This window comes from Filifactor villosus, assembly GCF_042652965.1.
Taxonomy (GTDB): Bacteria; Bacillota; Clostridia; order Peptostreptococcales; family Filifactoraceae; genus Filifactor; species Filifactor villosus.
On the sequence record NZ_JBHSHL010000051.1, the window covers coordinates 38,877 to 57,834 of the forward strand.

An 18,958-nucleotide genomic window follows, 5' to 3' on the forward strand; every position below is an offset into this window, starting at 1 on the left:
GGACAGAAAGCGTCCTCCGCATAGCAGAGTATGGCAGGAGGGGAGGCCCCGTCTTGCCGTATTGAGAGATTTACAATATCACTTAGGCAAAGGGAAACCCATGTTACATCGGTTTCCCTTTGTGATAAACAGAGGAGGAAAGGCTTATACAGCCTTTTTTGATAATCATACAAACACTCTTATCGTTCTTTGTGTGATTATCAAAGAGAGGAAGGACGAGATGAGATCATTACAGGAATTTCAAAAAAAAATAGGATATTCGTTTCAAAATGAAAAACTCTTGAAGGAAGCGTTGACCCACACATCCTACATCAACGAAAACAGACGAAAAAAACTCAAACCCAACGAGAGACTTGAGTTTTTGGGAGACAGTATTTTGGGAGTGGTAGTGAGCACCTATCTGTTCAAAAATCGAATCGATCTGCCGGAAGGAGAACTCTCGAAGATAAGGGCAGCGATCGTCTGTGAAGAGTCCCTCCATCAGGTGGCCGAAAAGATCGATGTCGGGATTTACCTCTATATGGGCAAGGGCGAGGAGATGACGGGAGGAAGACAGAGAAGCTCGATCCTCGCCGATGTGATCGAGGCAGTGATTGCAGCAATTTATCTGGACGGAGGAATGAAGGCTGCGAGGGAGTTTATCTTTGCACAGATGCAAGACATCATCGATAATGCAACGAGGGGAAACCTTGACAAGGACTACAAGACCCAACTCCAGGAACTGATCCAGAGGCAGCCGGGCAAGACCTTGGAATATCGTCTGATCGGCGAAAAGGGACCCGATCACTGCAAATTCTTTACAGTAGAACTTTTGGTCGACGGCAAGCAGGCGGGTGTCGGCGAAGGTCGCAGCAAGAAAGAGGCTGAGAAACAGGCGGCAAAGGCGACCTTGGAGAGAATGAATGAACAGTAGGATCACGATACCGATCTTCGTGCCTCATAAGGGCTGTCCCAACGACTGCTATTTTTGCAATCAGAGGAGGATCACAGGTTTTGTTGAGGAGATGACCCCGGAGAGGGCAAGAAGAATCATAGAGGAGTATCTGGGTTTTTCGGGAGATAACAGACGTTTTGAGATTGCCTTCTTCGGAGGGAGTTTTACCGCCATTCCCAAGGAGAAGAGGAGGGCCCTGCTTGAGGTAGCCAAGGAGTATATTGACGGACATCGTAGGATCGACTATGCACATATTTCGACCAGACCCGACTGTATCGATGATGAGATCTTGGATGAACTGGACGCCTACGGGGTAAGGGTCATTGAACTGGGGGTCCAGTCCTTGGATGAAGAAGTGTTGAAGCAGAGCAATCGGGGGCATGATACGATTTGTGTCTATCGGTCCGTCCGCAAGATTCGGGAGAGGGGTTTTTTGCTTGGACTTCAGATGATGACGGGCTTGAAGGCGGACACCGCAGAGAAGTCTCTTGACACTGCACACAAGTTTGTCCTTTTGAGACCCGATATGGTTAGAATCTATCCTACCCTTGTCATTAGGGACACGGCGTTTGAACAGCAACTTCAAAGGGGAGAGTACCTCCCTTGGAGTTTGGAGGAGACAATCGATGTGGTCAAACGCTGTAAGGTTCTGTTCGAGCGAAGCGGAATAAGGGTAATGCGTATGGGGCTGCAACCCAGCGATACCGTGCAACTAGGTTCGTCCGTGGTGGACGGACCTTTTCATGCGGCCTTTGGAGAACTTGTCTATACGGCAATGTACCGCGATTTTTTGGAGAAGGTGCTTTTTTTCGACGGGAACGGAGAAAATGAGAGGGATGTAAGCGGGAGAAACCGAAATAAAGAAGGGTCTCCCTCATATACAATCACTGTCAACAGAAGAGAGATTTCAAAGTGGGTGGGAGAGAAGAGGTCGACCTGTGAATACTTTCGTTTGAAGTATGGGGTAGAGCTTCGTTTCAGACCTCACGAGGAGGAAGCTGTCATAATAGAAGAGAAGAAGTACCGTCCGGAGGAGGTCATCGAAGACCTCTATCGAAGTTATGCCCTGTAGGGAGGAGAGGAAGTATGGAAACCTTGGAACTGAAACCGGCTACAGTGTCGGACGAAAAAGAGATCATGGACTTGCTGAAGGAAACGGCGACATGGCTCAAAGAGAAAGGTTCAAAACAGTGGAACGGGATCCTTGAAGGAAAGGATAACCATCACACCGATGTTGCGATAGCAAAAGGGAATGTTTTTGTCTTAGAGGAAGAACACAAGATCGCAGCGGTCATGATCCTCTACCCCGGTAAGACGGCGTGGGACACGGTGCTTTGGAAGGAGGAGGAAGAGATGGATGCCTTCTACCTCCATCGCTTGACCCTAAGTTTGGACAGGCGGGGAGAGAGACTTGCACATCGTTGTTTGCAGTGGGCGATTGAACATGCACGCAAAGAGGGCAAGAAGGCGGTCAGACTGGATTGTTTGAAGAAGATCCCCTACCTGAACCAACTCTATGCGGAAGCGGGGTTCAGCCGTTTGAGAACGGTCGAGGATTTCAACGCAAACGAACAGATCGCCGATTTCAACCTGTACGAATACAGGGTGTAAGAAGGTGTGAGGGTTTGCGTTATCGTACTGTTGTCCTATCTGGGAGTAGGGAATGGACATCAAAAAAATAATTGAAACGTTTGTGCCATAATACTATTTGTCCGATCCAAGAGTGCAATTATCCGCTTTACGGATTGTACAAAGTTGTGGAGATATCGCATAGTTTAGTTTAATACTACTATTCTTTTGAATAGTGGATATAAACAATCTGTGCCCCATAGAAGACAACATAGTTTTTCGTCATCGAAAAATAGATATATCCACACTTCTATTGAAAAATAGTATAAGAAAACAGCGTAAAAGTACTTTTTATAGAAAGGGTATATTTATGAATACCGTTATCTATTAAACTTGTCCGGTCGTAAAGTTTGAATCCTACGATTACTCAAAACGTTTCCGGCAAACCTATACTCTGTTTGCCGGACATTTTAAACGGAAAATGGTATAAAACCATTCGTTTCACAGCTTTCTCTTACCTGTAAATCAAGAAAGGAAGCATGGTGTAACCTTGTGCGGTATCTCCTTGTTTCTATAAAGCGCGACCATCGATATCAATGATGTAAGGGCAATACCGCACAATTTGAAAAACCGGAATAAAATCAGCCTTATTATGAAGGGTGAAATGTTCGAAGATGTTGATAGGACAAACTTTCGTGTTTTATAAATCCGAAGAAAAATCGGAAATTTGTCTCTGTACAGTGTTCCCTGAGGGATTTCTAGTGCAAAGGCAAGATAGAGGTGTCACAGTTGCAACTAAAGTCAATAGAATTGAAGGGCTTCAAGTCCTTCCAAAATAAAACGAGTATATTGTTTCCGGGCGACGGTCAGGTCAGTATCGTAGGCCCCAACGGAAGCGGAAAGAGCAACCTGCTCGATGCTTTTCGCTGGGTACTCGGTGAGCAAAGTGCCAAGAACCTTCGCGGGGAGAAGATGGAGGACATTATTTTTTCGGGGACCCAGTACAAGAAGCCGATGAACGTCTGTGAGGTCGAGATCATCTTCGATAACAGCGACAGGAGTCTGAACATCGAGTACGATGAGGTCAGTATCCGTCGCAAAGCCTATCGAAGCGGAGAGAGTACCTATTATCTCAACAATCGTTCCTGTAGGCTCAAGGATGTCAGGGAACTTCTGATGGATTCCGGAATAGGAAGGGAAGGCTACTCCATCATCAGCCAGGGCAAGGTCGATGAGATCGTAAACGGAAGCTCTTCCGAGCGTCGCAAGATCTTCGAAGAGGCCTGCGGGATTACCCGTTACCGTTACAAAAAAGATGAAAATCAGAGGAAGCTCGAGAAGGTCAAGGAGAACCTTGAGAGGATCGAGGACATCTATACCGAAATAGAAAGGACCGTACTTCCCCTCGAAAAGGAGAAAAAGAAGGCAGAGCAGTATTTTGAGCTCAAGAAGGAGCTTAAGGTGTGCGAGCTCAACCTCATCTTGAAGGAAACCGGAGGGCTTCTCGAAAAACTGAACAAGGATGCACGCGAAGCTGAAGAAGCGGAGAAACTTCGCCTTGCCATCGAAGAAGAACAGGAGAAGAACTACGATGAACAGCAGGAGTATGCCGAGAGAATACGTCAAAGGGAACACTTGATGCGTACCATCGAGCAGGAAATCAAAACTCTGTTTGAAAGGCAGATGGAAACAGATGCCAAGATCGTACGGGGCAGGGATGTCATACAGTCCATCCACGACCAGGAGGCGTATCGGATTAAGGAAGAAGAGCACTTAAAACAAGAGATCGACAGGCTGGAAGAAGAGAGGGTCCGTCAAAGTGACCTTCTTCTTAAAAAGAAGACCTTGCAAGAAGAAAGTGCTGCCGCCCTGCTACAGGCACAGAAGGAGCAGGCGAGCAGTGAACAGGCGAGCCTTGAGCTGAACGACCTCTTGGAAGATTGCAGGAGCAGATATGCAAGGATGAAGGAGGACTATACCTCCCTTCAAACCAAGTTATCGCTGTTGCTCGAACAAAAACAACAGGAAGAAGAAAAAAACGCGGAGTCGGCCGGTCGCTGCGAAGAGCTTGGACAGCAGATCGGGGAGCTGAACTCCGCTTTGAACGGATACAAAGCCGAAAAAGCAAGGCTGGAGGAAGAAAAACGGCTGGCACAGCAGAAACATCTCAAACTTCTGGAAGGCTATCAGAGTCTTCTTTCAGAAGAAAAAGAGGTGGGGGAGAGCTGCCAACGGATCGAGATCGAACTTAAGACTCTCGAATCGAAACTGAAGATGATGTACGAGTTGGAGAACGACTTCGAGGGCCTGCCCAAGACCGTCAAGGATCTGATGAAGAACAGTCGGATAGCGGGACTTCGAAACGTAGTCGCCAACCTGATCGACATGGAGGAACGCTATGAGGTCGCGATCGAGGCGGCTCTGGGAGCTGCCATCAACAATGTGGTCGTAACCGACAGTCAGGCGGCCAAGGAGGCGATCGCCTATCTCAAACGCCACAAGCTCGGCAAGGTCACCATGCTTCCCTTGGCGAACATCAGGGGGAACAGACCGGTGCTCAAGGGGGAGATCTTTGCAGCTGAGGTCGTTCGCACACAGGAGGAATATAGGGTTGTAGCGGATTATCTTCTGGGCCGTACCGTCCTTTGTGATACGATCGATGATGCCATTCGCATCTCGAAGAAGTACAACTATCTGTATCGCGTTGTTACCCTGGAGGGCGATATCTTCAATGCCGGGGGTTCCGTAACGGGAGGATACCGCGGTCAGAGAAACAACCTCCTGTCCAACAAACGCATTCGCAGGGAGCAGGAGGAACGACGCAGACAGTGTGCAGAAGCTCTTAAGGAAAGACGGAAACAGAGAGAAGATCTCCTGCGTTCCAAGGAGGAGGCGGAAGCGGAACTTTCGCAGAGCGAGCAGGACAACACCTCGCTTCGAAGGAGTTTGGAAGAAACGGAAATGCTCATCCACAAGAAGAAACAGGAGATCAACTTCCTCAGATTGAGATTGGATGACCTTGAGAAGAGTCGCCGACTGGCAGAGGAGAAGAAGGAAGAGCTTGATCAAAGGCGGGAAGAGTATCTCTATGAGCAGGGCGAACTGGAACAACGGCTAGAAGAACTCGAAAGAGAGCTCGGAGAACTTGAGGGAAAACGTCGAGAAGATGATATCGAGCGTCAAGCACGTACCGGACACTTGGAGGAGTTGAGACTGACCCTCGTTTCCTTGGAGAAGGAGACCGAGGGCATCCAAAATGCTCTGAAGATACAGCAAGATACCGTTCGCGCGATGTACAGAAGATCGCAGGAGAGGCAGGGACAGCAAGAGGCCGATGCGAAGAGGCTCGAAGAGCTTCAGGCGCAGATTTCGGAACTGACTCGGGACTTGGAAGAACTTCGATCGAAGAAGACGGAACAGGAGAAGTACCTCAATGCCCAAAAAGAACTGGTGGAGAAGGACAGACAAGAGAGCCTTCGTCTGGGGGCACGAAGGAAGGAACTTGATTCCGATAGGTTGGAGCAGATGCAGAAGACCTTTGAACTGGAGAAAAAACTCGGCAAGAACAGGCTGATCGTCGAACATTACAACACCAAACTTCAGGAGGAGTACTTTCTGACTCTCGAAGAGATCGAAGACTATAGGGACGAGAAGGCCAACACGAAGAAGACCCACATTCAGGAGCTCAGGAAGAAGATCGACTCCCTCGGCAACGTCAACCTCAATGCCATCGAGCAGTACAAAGAGGCCAAGGAGAGGTTCGACTTCTATCGGGAACAAAAGGATGACCTCGCGGAGGCGATGGTCACGACCGAAAAGATCATCTCCGACCTCAAAAACACGATGGCCCTCGAGTTCAAGGAAGAGTTCCACAAGATCAACGAGTGTTTCAAGCATACCTTCCAAGCTCTGTTCGGCGAGGGAGGAAGCGCGGAGCTCCTGCTTGCCGACGAGGCGGACCTGCTCAATACGGAGATCGAGATCAAGGCACAGCCGCCGGGAAAAAGGCTCAAGAGCATATCGGCGATGAGCGGAGGAGAGAAGGCATTGACCGCCATAGGTATCCTCTTTGCCATCCTTTCACGAAGGCCGACGCCGTTCTGCTACCTCGATGAGATCGACGCCTCCCTCGATGAGATTAACGTGCAGAGGTTCAACTCCTTTTTGCAACATATGTCGCAGGACACGCAGTTTGTGACCATCACTCACCGGAGAGGAACAATGAAGTCCTCCAAGTACATCTACGGAGTGACCATGGAGGAGAAGGGGATCTCGAAGGTTATCAGTATGGAGCTCGCAGAAGCGGGAAGGTTTATCGAAGAATAGAGAGAATCTTTTTGTTACATTCGATCCTATGAGACTTTGTGTCTTGTTTTAGGGCAATACCGCACAATTCGAAAAATTAGCATACAATCAATTTCGTAGGAAGGATGAGACTTCTGAGAATGTTGATAGGACAAATGTTCGCACTTTATAAATGCGAAGAAAGGTTGGACGTTTGCCTTTGTGTGTGGTTTCCTTAATTTATCTAAGGAGGAGAGCACCTTTTTGTAAGACGTAGACCTCGTTTATATAAGACGAGCAGGACCTGTTTGGATCGCTATACGAATACTATTCTCCGTTTGAAATGCCGGGCATATAGAATATACAATTGCTGAAAACAATTTGGATGATCCTATGCTTTCAAAGCATTCAAACCTGTCAATTTTAAATAGATAATAGTATAAAATCGTATTCTACGACCGAGTATTTTACACTTTTCGTCGTTTTATCGCAGAGGAGTATGGACGCCGTTTTTCTATCGAAGTGAGGGATGGTCCGTCATTACAAACATATATGAGGGGAAGGCCCTGATATCAAAAGTTCGAATGGAGAACAGCATAAATAAAAAAATAGGAGAACAGTTATGTTTAAAAAATGGTTTGGATTTGGAAAAAACAAGGATAAAGAAAAAGAGAAACAGCAGTTGGAACAAACTGCCACCGCTGAGATGGAGAGCGACTTTGAAGATCTGAAAAAAGAGTATGAAGAGAAGATGGAAGAAAAGGTCGAAAACCATATCAAGGACAGGAACCAAAACGAGGAAGTTTATGTGGAATACGGTGCTCAAGACGAGGAAGAGATCCCGGGCAGCGAGCATCCGTTGGAAGATGAGTACCTGACATCGGTGCAGGAAGAGGCGACAATCGAAAACGAAGTGAAGGAGAACCCGGAAGAACAAGGGGTACAAGCAGCTGTAGACAACCGGGAAGTCGAAACGGAACTTTTGAACTCCGAGGAGGAGATTGCTCGGGAGGAACCGGTTCAGGAAGATCTTCCTTCCGAAGAAGAGCCGAAAAAAGAAGGCTGGGGCTTTTTTGCAAGGCTCAAGCAGGGACTTACCAAGACGACGCAGAACATTACGGGCAAGATCGACATTATGCTCGGCAATTATACCAAGATCGACGATGATATGCTCGAAGAACTCGAGGAGATTCTCATCACCTCCGATGTGGGCTTTCAGACAACGGTCGAGATTGTTGAAAAACTGAGAGAGAACCTCAAGAAAAAGCGGATCGACGATGTGACAAGGGTCAAGCCGGAGTTGAAACTTGTGGTGGAAGAGATGCTCAAAGAGCATCAGGAGGGTCTGAACATCGACAAGTCGCCCGGTATCCTCATCGTCGTCGGCGTCAACGGGGTGGGTAAGACCACATCGATCGGAAAACTTGCGCATCAGATCAAGTCGCAGGGCAAGACCGTGCTTTTGGCGGCAGCGGACACCTTCCGTGCAGCGGCGGCGGATCAGCTCACCATCTGGGCGGAGAGGGCCGAGGTCGACATCATCAAACATCAGGAGGGAGCGGATCCTTCCGCAGTTATCTTTGACGGGATCCATTCCGCCAAGAAGAAAAAGGTCGATGTTCTGATCTGTGATACCGCAGGGCGTCTTCACAACCGCAAAAACCTTATGCAGGAGTTGGAGAAGATCTTCCGCGTCATCGACAGAGAGTATCCCGAAGCACACAAGGAAGTCCTGCTCGTCATCGATGCAACGACCGGACAAAACGCGATGAATCAGGCAAAGGTGTTTAAGGAAGCTGCTCCTCTGACGGGGATCATCCTTACCAAGCTCGACGGGACGGCAAAGGGCGGGGTCGTGCTCGCCATCAGTCAGGAACTTCAGATCCCCGTTAAATTCATCGGAGTCGGAGAACAGATCAATGATCTTCAGGCCTTCGATGCGGCATCCTTCGCCGAAGCCATGCTCGGAGAGTAGAGCAAAGGAGGCTGAGGTCTTATGGAATTGAGAAGAATCACCGAAGATAATTATGAGGCCTGCCTTGAACTGAAGGCAACGGTGGAAAACCAAGACTTCGTAGATCCCGTCGTCTACTCCCTTGCGGAAGCCTTTGTGTTCTACGACGACAGTGAAGTGTTTGCAATCTATCAGGAAGAGGAACTCGTCGGCTTTGTGTCGATGTATACGGGCGAAGGAAGACCTCAGATCATCAACTTTCTCATCGATGACTCCTTTCAAAACAGGGGCTATGGTACGACTGCGGCCAAACTTTGTATCGACTACCTGCGGGAGAACTATAATGCAAATATCATTTCGGCTCCCGTACAAGTCGAACATAACGCGGCTCAAAACTTTTGGAAGAAGCTGGGCTTTTCCCTCTCCGACACGGTGGAAAACGGCTATATCTTTATGAGACTGAAACTCTCGTGATTCGTGGATATGGGGAAACACTGTGCAAAGAGATATTCTGCTGCCGTTTGATACGGTACGAAGATCCTGTGAAATCAAGACCTTTAAGAATTTTTGTGGTCGAAAAAATAGGTATATCCATACTTCTATTGGAGAATAGTATAAATTGCAGTAAAAAATGAACGGAAGAGAGATAACCGTTCATTTTTTTATCTGTTTAATCAAAGTAACTCCTATATGTGTGAGCCTGATCGAGGTTATGGGAATCTATATCCGATGCTTCTTCCACAAAGCAGGTTCTAAAATGCCCAGTTTCCATCCTTGAAGATGGGAGTACGGGTCCCGTCTTCTTCGATGCCGATAATGGAGAGGTCCTTTGCACCGACCATAAAGTCCTCGTGGACGAGGGAATCGTTGATTCCTCTTTGGAGGAGTTCTTCTTCGTTCAGCTCGGTCGCACCTTCCACGCAGGTCGGGTAGGCCTTGCCGAAGGCAAAGTGACAGGAGGCATTCTCATCAAAGAGGGTGTTATAAAAGAGGATGTTGGAATTTGAGATCGGAGAGCCGTAGGGGACGAGGGCAACTTCTCCCAGGTACTTCGCATTTTCATCCATCTCGAGAAGGTTTTTCAGGTATTCTTCTCCTACTTCCGCCCGATAGTCGACAACGGCGCCGTCCTTGAAGGTAAGGCGGAAGTTGTCGATCAGGTTTCCTCCGTAATTCAAAGGCTTGGTAGCGACCAAGGTTCCGTTGGTACCTCCTCTTAAGGGTGCACTGAACACTTCCTCGGTCGGCATATTGGGTACGAACTTCGTTCCCTTTGAGTTTTTGGAAGCGGCGCTCATCCAAATATGATTTTTGGGTAATTCCACCTTCAAATCGGTGCCGTTGGAGGACTTGTATTCAAGAAAGCGAAACTGTTTCCTGTTCAGGAAGTCGCTCTTTTCCTCGAGAAGGGACAGGTGCTTCTTCCATGCGTCGATAGGATCTTCGAGGTTCATCCTCGTAGCATCGAAGATGGCATTCCAGAGCAGTTCGACGGAGCGTTCCTGTGTTTCGTCGGGAAAGATTTTTTTCGCCCATGCCTTGGACGGTACGGAGACCACACACCAGGTCACGATATCGTTCATCGTGTACTTTTGTGTATGTTTCAATGCAGTGGACTTCGCCTTGGTGGAAGCGGCAATCTTCTTGGGATCAATCGCAGACAGGAGTTCGGGGTCCGACGCATCGACAAAGATACGGGCATAGCCGCTCTCTCCGAGGAATTCCGCTTTTTTGACCATCCAGTCAGGGAACTCCTCCAAGGTCTCGATGGACTCGTGCTCCAACTTCATCTTGGTCAGCTCTTCATCGATGTAGTCCACGATGACGGTCTTTGCTCCTCGTTTGTAAGCAAGCTCGGTCAACATTCTTCCGAATTCCCTTGCCTCGATGGGGCAGAAGATGATCACCGGCTCATCTTTTTGCACATTGGCTCCCACCTCGACGATCAGTCTTGCATAATCCTTTAATTTCTTTTCAAAGTTTTCGTTCATTCTATTTCCTCCTTGTATCATTAAGTGCTTCTATCTTCCGTTAAAACAGCTATCAGCCTTCTCGAAAAATATGACGGTCAATACTATTTTCCGGTTGAAGTGTGATTATAGCTGGATCTACAGACAAAAATGTTTGTTCCTTCACCTATGGGATAAAGGAAACATCGCAAAAAGGCAAACTTTCGATTTTATAAAGTGCAAAAGTTTGTCATAGCAATATTTTCAAGGTTTTCATCCTTCGTACAAAATTGATTTTAGGCTGATTTTTCAAATTATGCGGTATAGACTAAAGTTGATATCGATGTGATATCAAAGGCTCGGATGAATATCGGCATAAAACCCTCTTACACAAGAGAACAGTATGGTGTCTGCTGAACCCTTCTTTGTATGTGCACTCTTTACTTTCTTGGGCATATTGGGACTGTTACCTTTTTATTCTACCATAGAATAAAGGGACTATCATTATATTTTTTGGTGCGTGTTCTTGCAACTGCTTTCCTATCCGTAGTTCTGAATTGCAACTTCTTTTGTTCGTCCTACAAAACTATCAAGTAAAAATACTTGACAGGCTATTTTTTTTCGTGTATGATAAGTCGGTAACATAGGAAATGTGGAGGAGAAGGGTATGGAGATTGAAACCTTTGTCGAGATAGATCGTCTCTATACGGTGTATCAGTCGCTTTTGACCGAAAAACAAAGGCAGGTCATGGAGTACTATTATCAGGAGGACTATTCTCTGACGGAGATCAGCGACCTGATGAAGATATCCAGACAGGCGGTACACGACAATATCAAGAGGACGCAGGCTCAGCTTTATGACTATGAAGCGAGACTCCACCTTTTGAAAAAGTTGGAACATACCCAAGAACTCCAAAGTCTTTTGGAAGAAGTTACAAATCAGTTGGAAAAACAGGACCCACGGGAATTGAAGTCCTTGGTGGAAAAGATGAAACAAGAGTGCGAGGGGTTATCGGAATGATATTTGAAGGTTTGGCGGATAAACTTCAAAATACGCTTAAGGGACTGAAGGGGAAAGGAAAACTTACGGAGCAGGACATCGATAAGGCGATGCGCGAAGTAAAGCTGGCCTTGCTTGAGGCGGATGTAAACTTCAAGGTCGTCAAGAACTTTGTCAAAACCGTAAAAGAACGTTCTCTCGGCACGGAAGTTATGGAGAGTCTTACACCCGGACAGCAGGTGATCAAGATCGTCAACGACGAGATGACCAACCTGATGGGTTCGGTGCAGAGCAGGATCACTTTTGCCTCGAAACCGCCCACCATCGTTATGATGACGGGCTTGCAGGGAGCAGGTAAGACGACCACCGTCGCCAAGATCGGAAAGATGTTCAAAAACCAGGGCAAGGTCCCGATGGCGATCGCCTGTGACGTTTATCGACCTGCGGCGATCAAACAGTTGCAGGTGGTAGGAGAGCAGGCAGGTATCGCCGTTTATACGGAAGAAGGCAATAAAGATCCCGTATCCATAGCAAAAAACGGAGTCGAGCGGGCAAAGACCCTCGGACACGATCTGGTGCTGATCGATACGGCGGGACGTTTGCACATAGATGAGGCTCTGATGGACGAGCTCAAGCAGATCAAAGCACAGGTCAGGCCGACCGAGATCCTTCTTGTCGTAGACTCTATGACGGGACAGGATGCGGTCAACGTATCTCAGAGTTTCGATGAGGCGCTCGGGATCGATGGGATCGTGCTCACAAAGCTGGATGGAGACACCCGTGGAGGGGCGGCTCTTTCCATAAAGGCGGTAACGGGCAAGCCGATCAAGTTTTCGGCAATCGGAGAGAAACTCGACGATATTGAGCCGTTTTATCCCGACAGGATGGCATCCCGTATCCTCGGAATGGGGGATATGCTGAGCCTGATCGAAAAGGCACAGGCGAGTTTTGACGACAAGGAAGCGAAGAAACTCGAAGAAAAACTCAAGAAGTCCGAGCTGGACTTTGACGACTTCCTCGCGCAGATGCAGCAGATCAAGAAGATGGGCCCCTTGAAGAACATCCTGGAGATGATACCGGGGATGCCTAAGAACCTCGGTGATGCCGAGATCGATGACAAGGCCCTTGTCAGAATAGAGGCCATCATCCAATCGATGACCAAGAAAGAGAGAAGCAATCCCGACATCATCAATGCGAGCAGAAGAAAGAGGATCGCAAACGGTTCGGGAACGAGTATTCAGGAAGTCAACAAGCTGCTCAAACAGTTCAACGAGATGAAGAAGATGATGAAGAAGCTGGGCCCGATGGCAAAGAACATGAAGGGCAAAAAAGGGATGAAGGGCTTCCCCGGACTTCCCAAGGGAATAAACTTCCCGTTTTAGCAGGGTGTAATGATCCGAGAAGATCATTCACATAGATCATTGTAATTTCAGGAGGTGACAAATATGGTAAAGATCAGATTGAGAAGAATGGGATCTCACAAGAAACCCTTTTACAGAATCGTAGTAGCAGACTCCAGAGCTCCGAGAAACGGTCGTTTTATCGAGGAGATCGGATACTACAACCCTGTTTCCGAGCCTAAGAAGGTTGAGGTAAACGAGGAAAAAGCGTTGAAATGGATGCTTACAGGTGCTCAAGCAAGCGAAACGGTAAAATCTCTATTTAAGAAAAACGGTTTGTTGGATAAGTTCGAAACTGCAAAGGCGGAGAGAAAACAAAAATAGTTTATGACAACAGGGTCCGATAAGATCAGACCATTTGCCCGCTCTGCTAGGAGGGATATATAATGGGAGAAATTGTAGCTTATATAGCAAAGTCTTTGGTAGACAACCCTGAGGCGGTTGAAGTATCGGAGACCTTTGGACAACAATCGATTATTATCGAGCTGAAAGTAGCTCCGGAAGATATGGGAAAGGTAATCGGAAAGCAAGGAAGGATCGCCAAAGCGATTCGAACCGTTGTAAGAGCCATTGCTACAAAAGAAAACAAAAAAGTCATTATAGAGATTATAGACTAGCAAAAAAGTCAGAAGGAAACTTCTGATTTTTTTGTGCTTGGAAACAAGATCCAAAGGCATATCGCGGTTTGGATATCGTTTCATACTACTATTCCTTTGAATAATGGATATCAACGATTTTCACTCCATAGAAGAGAACACGAATTTTCGTGGTTGCAAAACAGATATAACCATACTTCTATCGAAGAATAGTATCACAGAACATATGTAGCGTTCGGACAGTTCCATTGCCGGGATATCGATCGCACAAGGGTCCGAAAAGCAATTTTTTTCTCCTCGCTTGTAAAGGAGGGGGGAATTTGGTACACTTAAGAAAATACCGCGGAAATGTAGGAGAAAATTCGTTTTTCTTAAACAAAGCCATTCCCAAACGTGTTTATTTGAAAGGGTTTCTATATCCGGTGAAACAAAAGGAAAATTATTTTGTGTCTTTGTGCACTACTTCCTTAAAACAGGAAAACACGGACAAACAGAGAAGTTTGTGCACGGTTGAGATCGACCCTCCGTATTCCGGGGGAGGATGAAACGTTTTTGGATACCGTTATCTGTTTGAAAGTTTAAGGTACACGGGTGCCTGTTTAAATCGGCAGAGCATATCATTTTATGATCGGCTATACTTTTTTTGGTAATGATATATTCTGTATATCCGGCATTTCAAACGGAGAACAGCACCGGAGATCCGGGACCGATCAGGCATGTAGGGCCTATATCCGTTCTGAAAATACAATTCTTATGGGAAGACGATATAAACAAATAGCAGAGAAGTGAGAGGAAGAAAGATGAAGAAGTATAGAATGGGAACCATCGTCAACACCCACGCCTTGAAGGGCGAGGTCAAGGTCTATCCGCATACGGATGATATCGGACGTTTTGATGAGGTGGACTACCTTGTTGTGGGTGACACGGAGGAGAAACTTTATATTGAACGCTCAAGGTACCAAAAGAATATGGTCTATCTCAAGTTCAAGGGCAAGGACAGGATCGAGGATGTGCAGAAGTACTTGCAAAAAGAGGTTTTTGCAGACGAGAACAATCTGCGCGAACTCGATGAGAACGAATATATGGTAGACAGTCTGATCGGTTTGGCGGTCTGCTTGGAGGACGGGGAGCCGATCGGTGTCATAAAGGATATCCTCTCCTACCCCGCCAACGATATTATGGTCATCGAAAACAAAGATAGGAAGGAGTGTATGATCCCCTTTGTCGACGAGTTCGTTCCCGTGGTCGATCTCGAGGAGGGAAGGGTCATCATAACACCGATCGAAGGAATGATCGGAGAATGAAGTTCCATATTATGACCTTGTTTCCCGATGTGATACGCTCCTACACGGATGAAAGCATATTGAAGCTTGCACAGGAGAAGGGGATGATCGAGGTGTCCTGTTACAACATCCGTGATTTTTCGACAAACAAACACAGGAAGACGGACGACTATCCCTTCGGGGGAGGGCAGGGGATGGTGATGACGGTGCAGCCCATCTACGATTGTTTCCGGCATATCCTCTCGCTGATCCCCGAGGGAGAAACCTTCCGTACCCTCTACCTCTCGCCGAGAGGAAGGACTCACACTCAGAAGAAGGCAATGGAGCTGTCTTCTTTTGACAACCTCATCCTGTTGTGCGGACATTATGAGGGGATCGACGAAAGAGCGATCGAACTTCTCTCAGCCGAGGAGATCTCGATAGGGGACTATGTACTGACGGGAGGAGAGCTGGGAGCTCTCGTGCTTATCGACAGCATTTCGAGGATGGTCGAAGGGGTGCTTTCCTCAACGGAATCCTATCAGGAGGAGAGTTTTTACAATTCCCTGCTCGAATATCCGCAGTATACGAGGCCGCGGGAATTCTTGAGTTTGGAAGTGCCCGAGGTGCTTTTGTCCGGCAATCACAAGAACATCGATGAGTGGAGGAGGGAGGAGTCGCTCAAAAAGACCCTCCGAAACCGCCCCGATCTCTTGGAGAGGGCAAACATCACCGAAAAGGAAAGGGAGAAGATAGAAGTGTGGAAGAAGGAGAGTAAACTCTTGAGGACTGATAACGAGGAGGGGAAGAAGTTGTAGGGAGAAGAATGGCTTCACTCCTGTACAACTATCTGTTGTAAGAGGAGACTACCGACTGTGATGTGTAAGGGTTGTTCCTCATTTCGATAAAGTGCACGAGATTTTGAAACAAACACTTCAGAAAATCTTGTTTTTTTTGGGTGAAATCCCTCTTACGACATTTTTTGAAGATTATGCGGATTACCCTTGTGATTTATATACCTGATATGCTGAGAGTCCGATAGGGGTTTCGGTATAGAATATAAAAGTGAAGAAGTCGGGAGGTATGGAGATGGCTGTTTTTGACGATTTTTTGAAACTGGATATCAGGGTGGGAACGATTGTGGAAGCAAAGGTCTTTGAAAAGGCGAAAAAACCCGCCTACAAACTGAGGGTCGACTTCGGGCCGGAGTTGGGAGTGAAGAACTCTTCGGCGCAGATCACAGAGCTCTATACGTCCGAAGACCTTGTAGGCAAACAGGTGCTTGCGGTCGTGAACTTCCCTCCCCGACAGATCGCGGACTTTATGTCGGAGGTCTTGGTGCTCGGCACCTACAGCGAGGGCGGAGTCGTGCTGATCACCACGGATAAGGACGTGAAGAACGGGGATAAGTTGGGATAATGGGAATTGTTGGAGTTTGATCGATCAACTCGATGGAGCAAACCTTTTGTGTCGTGCCGGAAACGCATGAGGGTCATATCTTGACCGAATAATGACAAACTCCATCCGGGATCGACTGTTGAGCGGGGTAGAACGCAGTTTGACGATGAGGCGGAAATATCGCCATACGATCTCGGATCTATGGATAGGTTGGAGAAAAAGTTTGCAATATGTTTGGATGGGAATATTCCCTTACTTTGCTATCGAGCGGAAGGATTATTATTGCGGTTTGGTGCATAAAAAAGTGGAAAAATCCTGAAAAACAAATAAAACGGGATGAAAACCCTTCTACAAATATGGAGGAGGGCAGGATCGCCCTGCTGTGAGGTGTGGGAGCCCGGCTTATTTTCAGAATTTTTTGCAACAAGTCTTGACAAGGGGGAAGGGTTGTGGTAGACTGATTAAAATTTAAGGGAACAAACCTTTGAATAAGAGTGAGTAGGCCTATGGGATGTGCACAGAGAGTCTTGCGGCGGTGAGAGCAGGGACGACGGAACATAGGTTGAATGGACTTAGGAGGGCGAACGAAAGGGGAGACCCGAGTAGCAATCGACGGCAACCGCAGTCGTTATCAAGCGGAGCGTATGGAAGTACGTGGGCGAGGAGGGTGCTTTGCACCAATTTGAGTGGTACCGCAGGACAGTTCGTCCTGTCTCATAGTTTTATGAGACAGGACGTTTTTTTATGGAAATAAGAGGAGGTATGAAAATGAAGGGGTATAGAAGATTTCAACAAGGTTTAACAACTCTTCCCGATAAGGAAGGTTATTTCGGAGAATATGGAGGTGCTTTTCTTCCCAAGGAGTTGGAGCCCGCCTTTCATGAGATCACGAAGGCCTACGGAGAGATTTGTTCCAAGGAGGAGTTTATTGAGGAACTCAAGAGGATACGAAAGGAGTTTCAGGGAAGACCGACACCGATCTATTTCTGCGAAAGGTTGTCCAAACTGGCGGGAAGGTCTAGGATCTATCTCAAAAGAGAGGATCTGAACCATACGGGTGCCCACAAGATTAATCATTGTATGGGAGAAGGGCTTCTGGCAAAGTATATGGGCAAGAAGAAGATGATTGCCGAAACGGGAGCGGGACAGCATGGAGTCGCTCTGGCGACTGCTGCGGCGTACTTCGGTCTGGAATGTGATATCTATATGGGAGAGGTCGATATCCAAAAACAGCATCCCAATGTAATCCGTATGAAGATGTTGGGCGCAAATGTCATTGCCGTAAGCGAGGGTCTTAAGACCTTAAAAGAAGCCATCGATGCCGCATTTGAGGCCTATACGAGGGAGTATGAAGACGCGATCTACTGTATCGGTTCGGCGGTCGGTCCTCATCCGTTCCCGATGATGGTAAGGGATTTTCAGTCGGTTATCGGTTTTGAGGCCAAGGACCAGTTTAAGGAGAGAACGGGAAGACTGCCCGATACGGTCTGTGCCTGCGTAGGAGGAGGATCCAACGCGATAGGGATGTTTGAGGCCTTTCTGCCGGAAGAAGTAGAATTGGTAGGGGTTGAACCGCTTGGAAGAGGAGAAGCGGTGGGAGATCACGCGGCGAGTATGACCTTCGGCACCAAGGGAATATTGCACGGATTTAGGAGCATTGTCCTTCAGGATGAAGAAGGCGAGGCCCTTCCTGTCTATTCGATTGCAAGCGGTCTGGACTATCCTTCGGTAGGGCCTGAACACGCCTACCTCCGAGACAGCAAGAGAGTAAGTTACAGGACGATAAGTGATGAACAGGCAATGGAGGCCTTCTTCCTTCTGTCTCGACACGAAGGCATTATTCCGGCAATCGAAAGCGCACATGCCTTAGCCTATGCGCTCAAGTGTTCGCGGGATGGAGAGGAAAAGGACATCCTCGTCAACCTTTCGGGCAGGGGTGATAAGGACATCGACTTCGTCTATCGCAACTATGGAACCGGAGAAACCTTCACGGATAAACGAATAAGTTTAAAAACAAACGAATAAGTGAACAAAAAAGGTTTGCCATTTGTGCTCAATGATGATATAATAATCAATATTTAAAAATTTACCCGAGTATTCCGCTGGTTGCAAGGTTAATTAAGAATACTCACCACTAAGTAGGAGGAAGAAAAATGGAAATCATCAGACAAATTGAACAAGAACAATTGAGGACGGATCTGCCTGCGTTCGGAGCGGGAGACACCGTAAAGGTACACCTTCACGTAAGAGAGGGTAAGAGAGAGAGAATCCAGATTTTTGAAGGGCTCGTTATCAAAAGACAAAACGGCGGCGTAAGGGAGACCTTTACAGTTCGTAAACTTTCTTTCGGAGTCGGAGTAGAAAAGACTTTCCCTGTACATTCTCCTGTTATCGAGAAGATTGAAGTAACACGTCGCGGTAAGGTTCGTCGTGCTAAGATCAATTATATCCGTAACAGAGTCGGTAAGGCGGCAAAAGTAAAAGAAAAATCTATGAGATAGGTTTTTTTTAAAGGGACTGTATGGAGGTACAGTCCCTTTTGTGTTATTCAAAAGGAAAACCTTTACTTGGATGAAAGGGCGGTTTTTTCGACCGAGGCTGTGAGCCTTTGT

General features: G+C 47.2%; 17 protein-coding genes. 16 read left to right on the top strand and 1 reads right to left on the bottom strand.

Annotated elements, in window-relative coordinates; translation table 11 throughout:
- The first annotated feature begins 220 nt into the window (after positions 1-220).
- The 6 genes from rnc to ACFO4R_RS10450 all read left to right on the top strand — a co-directional run bounded on the left by rnc (position 221) and on the right by ACFO4R_RS10450 (position 9,215).
- Positions 221-913, top strand: a complete 693-nt coding sequence (gene rnc, locus ACFO4R_RS10425; protein ID WP_379789050.1) for a ribonuclease III — start codon at positions 221-223, stop codon at positions 911-913.
- Entirely contained in the window at positions 903-2,006 is a 1,104-nt protein-coding gene (locus tag ACFO4R_RS10430; protein WP_379789051.1) for an elongator complex protein 3, read from the top strand. The genes rnc and ACFO4R_RS10430 overlap by 11 nt, the downstream gene beginning before the upstream one ends.
- 14 nt (positions 2,007-2,020) lie before the next feature.
- Positions 2,021-2,545: a GNAT family N-acetyltransferase gene (locus tag ACFO4R_RS10435; protein WP_379789052.1), complete on the top strand. Its 525-nt coding sequence runs from the start codon at positions 2,021-2,023 to the stop codon at positions 2,543-2,545.
- A gap of 747 nt (positions 2,546-3,292) precedes the next feature.
- The gene (smc, locus tag ACFO4R_RS10440; RefSeq protein WP_379789053.1) at positions 3,293-6,829 is read left to right on the top strand and encodes a chromosome segregation protein SMC; all 3,537 of its coding nucleotides are present in this window, start codon (positions 3,293-3,295) and stop codon (positions 6,827-6,829) included.
- Between the two features lie 580 nt (positions 6,830-7,409).
- A complete protein-coding gene (gene ftsY / locus ACFO4R_RS10445; RefSeq protein ID WP_379789054.1) occupies positions 7,410-8,762 on the top strand; it encodes a signal recognition particle-docking protein FtsY in 1,353 nt (450 codons plus the stop codon).
- A 21-nt stretch (positions 8,763-8,783) separates the two neighbouring features.
- On the top strand, positions 8,784-9,215 hold the full coding sequence (locus tag ACFO4R_RS10450; protein ID WP_379789055.1) for a GNAT family N-acetyltransferase: 432 nt from the start codon (positions 8,784-8,786) through the stop codon (positions 9,213-9,215).
- Positions 9,216-9,493: 278 nt separating this feature from the next.
- Here the strand turns inward: ACFO4R_RS10450 and ACFO4R_RS10455 are convergent, their stop codons facing one another.
- Positions 9,494-10,732 carry an aminopeptidase gene (locus ACFO4R_RS10455; protein WP_379789057.1) on the bottom strand — a complete coding sequence of 413 codons (1,239 nt, stop codon included), beginning with the start codon at positions 10,730-10,732 and terminating at the stop codon, positions 9,494-9,496.
- A 625-nt stretch (positions 10,733-11,357) separates the two neighbouring features.
- On the opposite strand from ACFO4R_RS10455, the gene ylxM reads away from it, so the two are divergent.
- The 10 genes from ylxM to rplS all read left to right on the top strand — a co-directional run bounded on the left by ylxM (position 11,358) and on the right by rplS (position 18,847).
- A complete protein-coding gene (ylxM, locus tag ACFO4R_RS10460; RefSeq protein WP_379789058.1) occupies positions 11,358-11,711 on the top strand; it encodes a YlxM family DNA-binding protein in 354 nt (117 codons plus the stop codon).
- Positions 11,708-13,072 carry a signal recognition particle protein gene (gene ffh / locus ACFO4R_RS10465; protein ID WP_379789059.1) on the top strand — a complete coding sequence of 455 codons (1,365 nt, stop codon included), beginning with the start codon at positions 11,708-11,710 and terminating at the stop codon, positions 13,070-13,072. The genes ylxM and ffh overlap by 4 nt, the downstream gene beginning before the upstream one ends.
- Positions 13,073-13,135: 63 nt before the next feature.
- Positions 13,136-13,414, top strand: a complete 279-nt coding sequence (gene rpsP, locus ACFO4R_RS10470; RefSeq protein ID WP_379789060.1) for a 30S ribosomal protein S16 — start codon at positions 13,136-13,138, stop codon at positions 13,412-13,414.
- Positions 13,415-13,476: 62 nt separating this feature from the next.
- Positions 13,477-13,707, top strand: a complete 231-nt coding sequence (locus ACFO4R_RS10475) for a KH domain-containing protein (protein WP_379789062.1) — start codon at positions 13,477-13,479, stop codon at positions 13,705-13,707.
- A gap of 779 nt (positions 13,708-14,486) precedes the next feature.
- Positions 14,487-14,990, top strand: coding sequence for a ribosome maturation factor RimM (gene rimM / locus ACFO4R_RS10480; RefSeq protein ID WP_379789063.1), 504 nt, complete (start codon positions 14,487-14,489; stop codon positions 14,988-14,990).
- Entirely contained in the window at positions 14,987-15,766 is a 780-nt protein-coding gene (gene trmD, locus ACFO4R_RS10485) for a tRNA (guanosine(37)-N1)-methyltransferase TrmD (RefSeq protein ID WP_379789064.1), read from the top strand. The genes rimM and trmD overlap by 4 nt, the downstream gene beginning before the upstream one ends.
- Before the next feature lie 271 nt (positions 15,767-16,037).
- Positions 16,038-16,367, top strand: a complete 330-nt coding sequence (locus ACFO4R_RS10490) for a tRNA-binding protein (RefSeq protein WP_379789065.1) — start codon at positions 16,038-16,040, stop codon at positions 16,365-16,367.
- A gap of 490 nt (positions 16,368-16,857) precedes the next feature.
- Positions 16,858-17,100 (top strand): hypothetical protein, encoded by a 243-nt coding sequence (locus ACFO4R_RS10495; protein ID WP_379789066.1) that lies wholly within the window; start codon positions 16,858-16,860, stop codon positions 17,098-17,100.
- Positions 17,101-17,114: 14 nt separating this feature from the next.
- Positions 17,115-18,371 (top strand): tryptophan synthase subunit beta, encoded by a 1,257-nt coding sequence (gene trpB / locus ACFO4R_RS10500; protein WP_379789067.1) that lies wholly within the window; start codon positions 17,115-17,117, stop codon positions 18,369-18,371.
- Positions 18,372-18,499: 128 nt separating this feature from the next.
- A complete protein-coding gene (rplS, locus tag ACFO4R_RS10505; protein WP_379789068.1) occupies positions 18,500-18,847 on the top strand; it encodes a 50S ribosomal protein L19 in 348 nt (115 codons plus the stop codon).
- Positions 18,848-18,958: the final 111 nt, after the last annotated feature.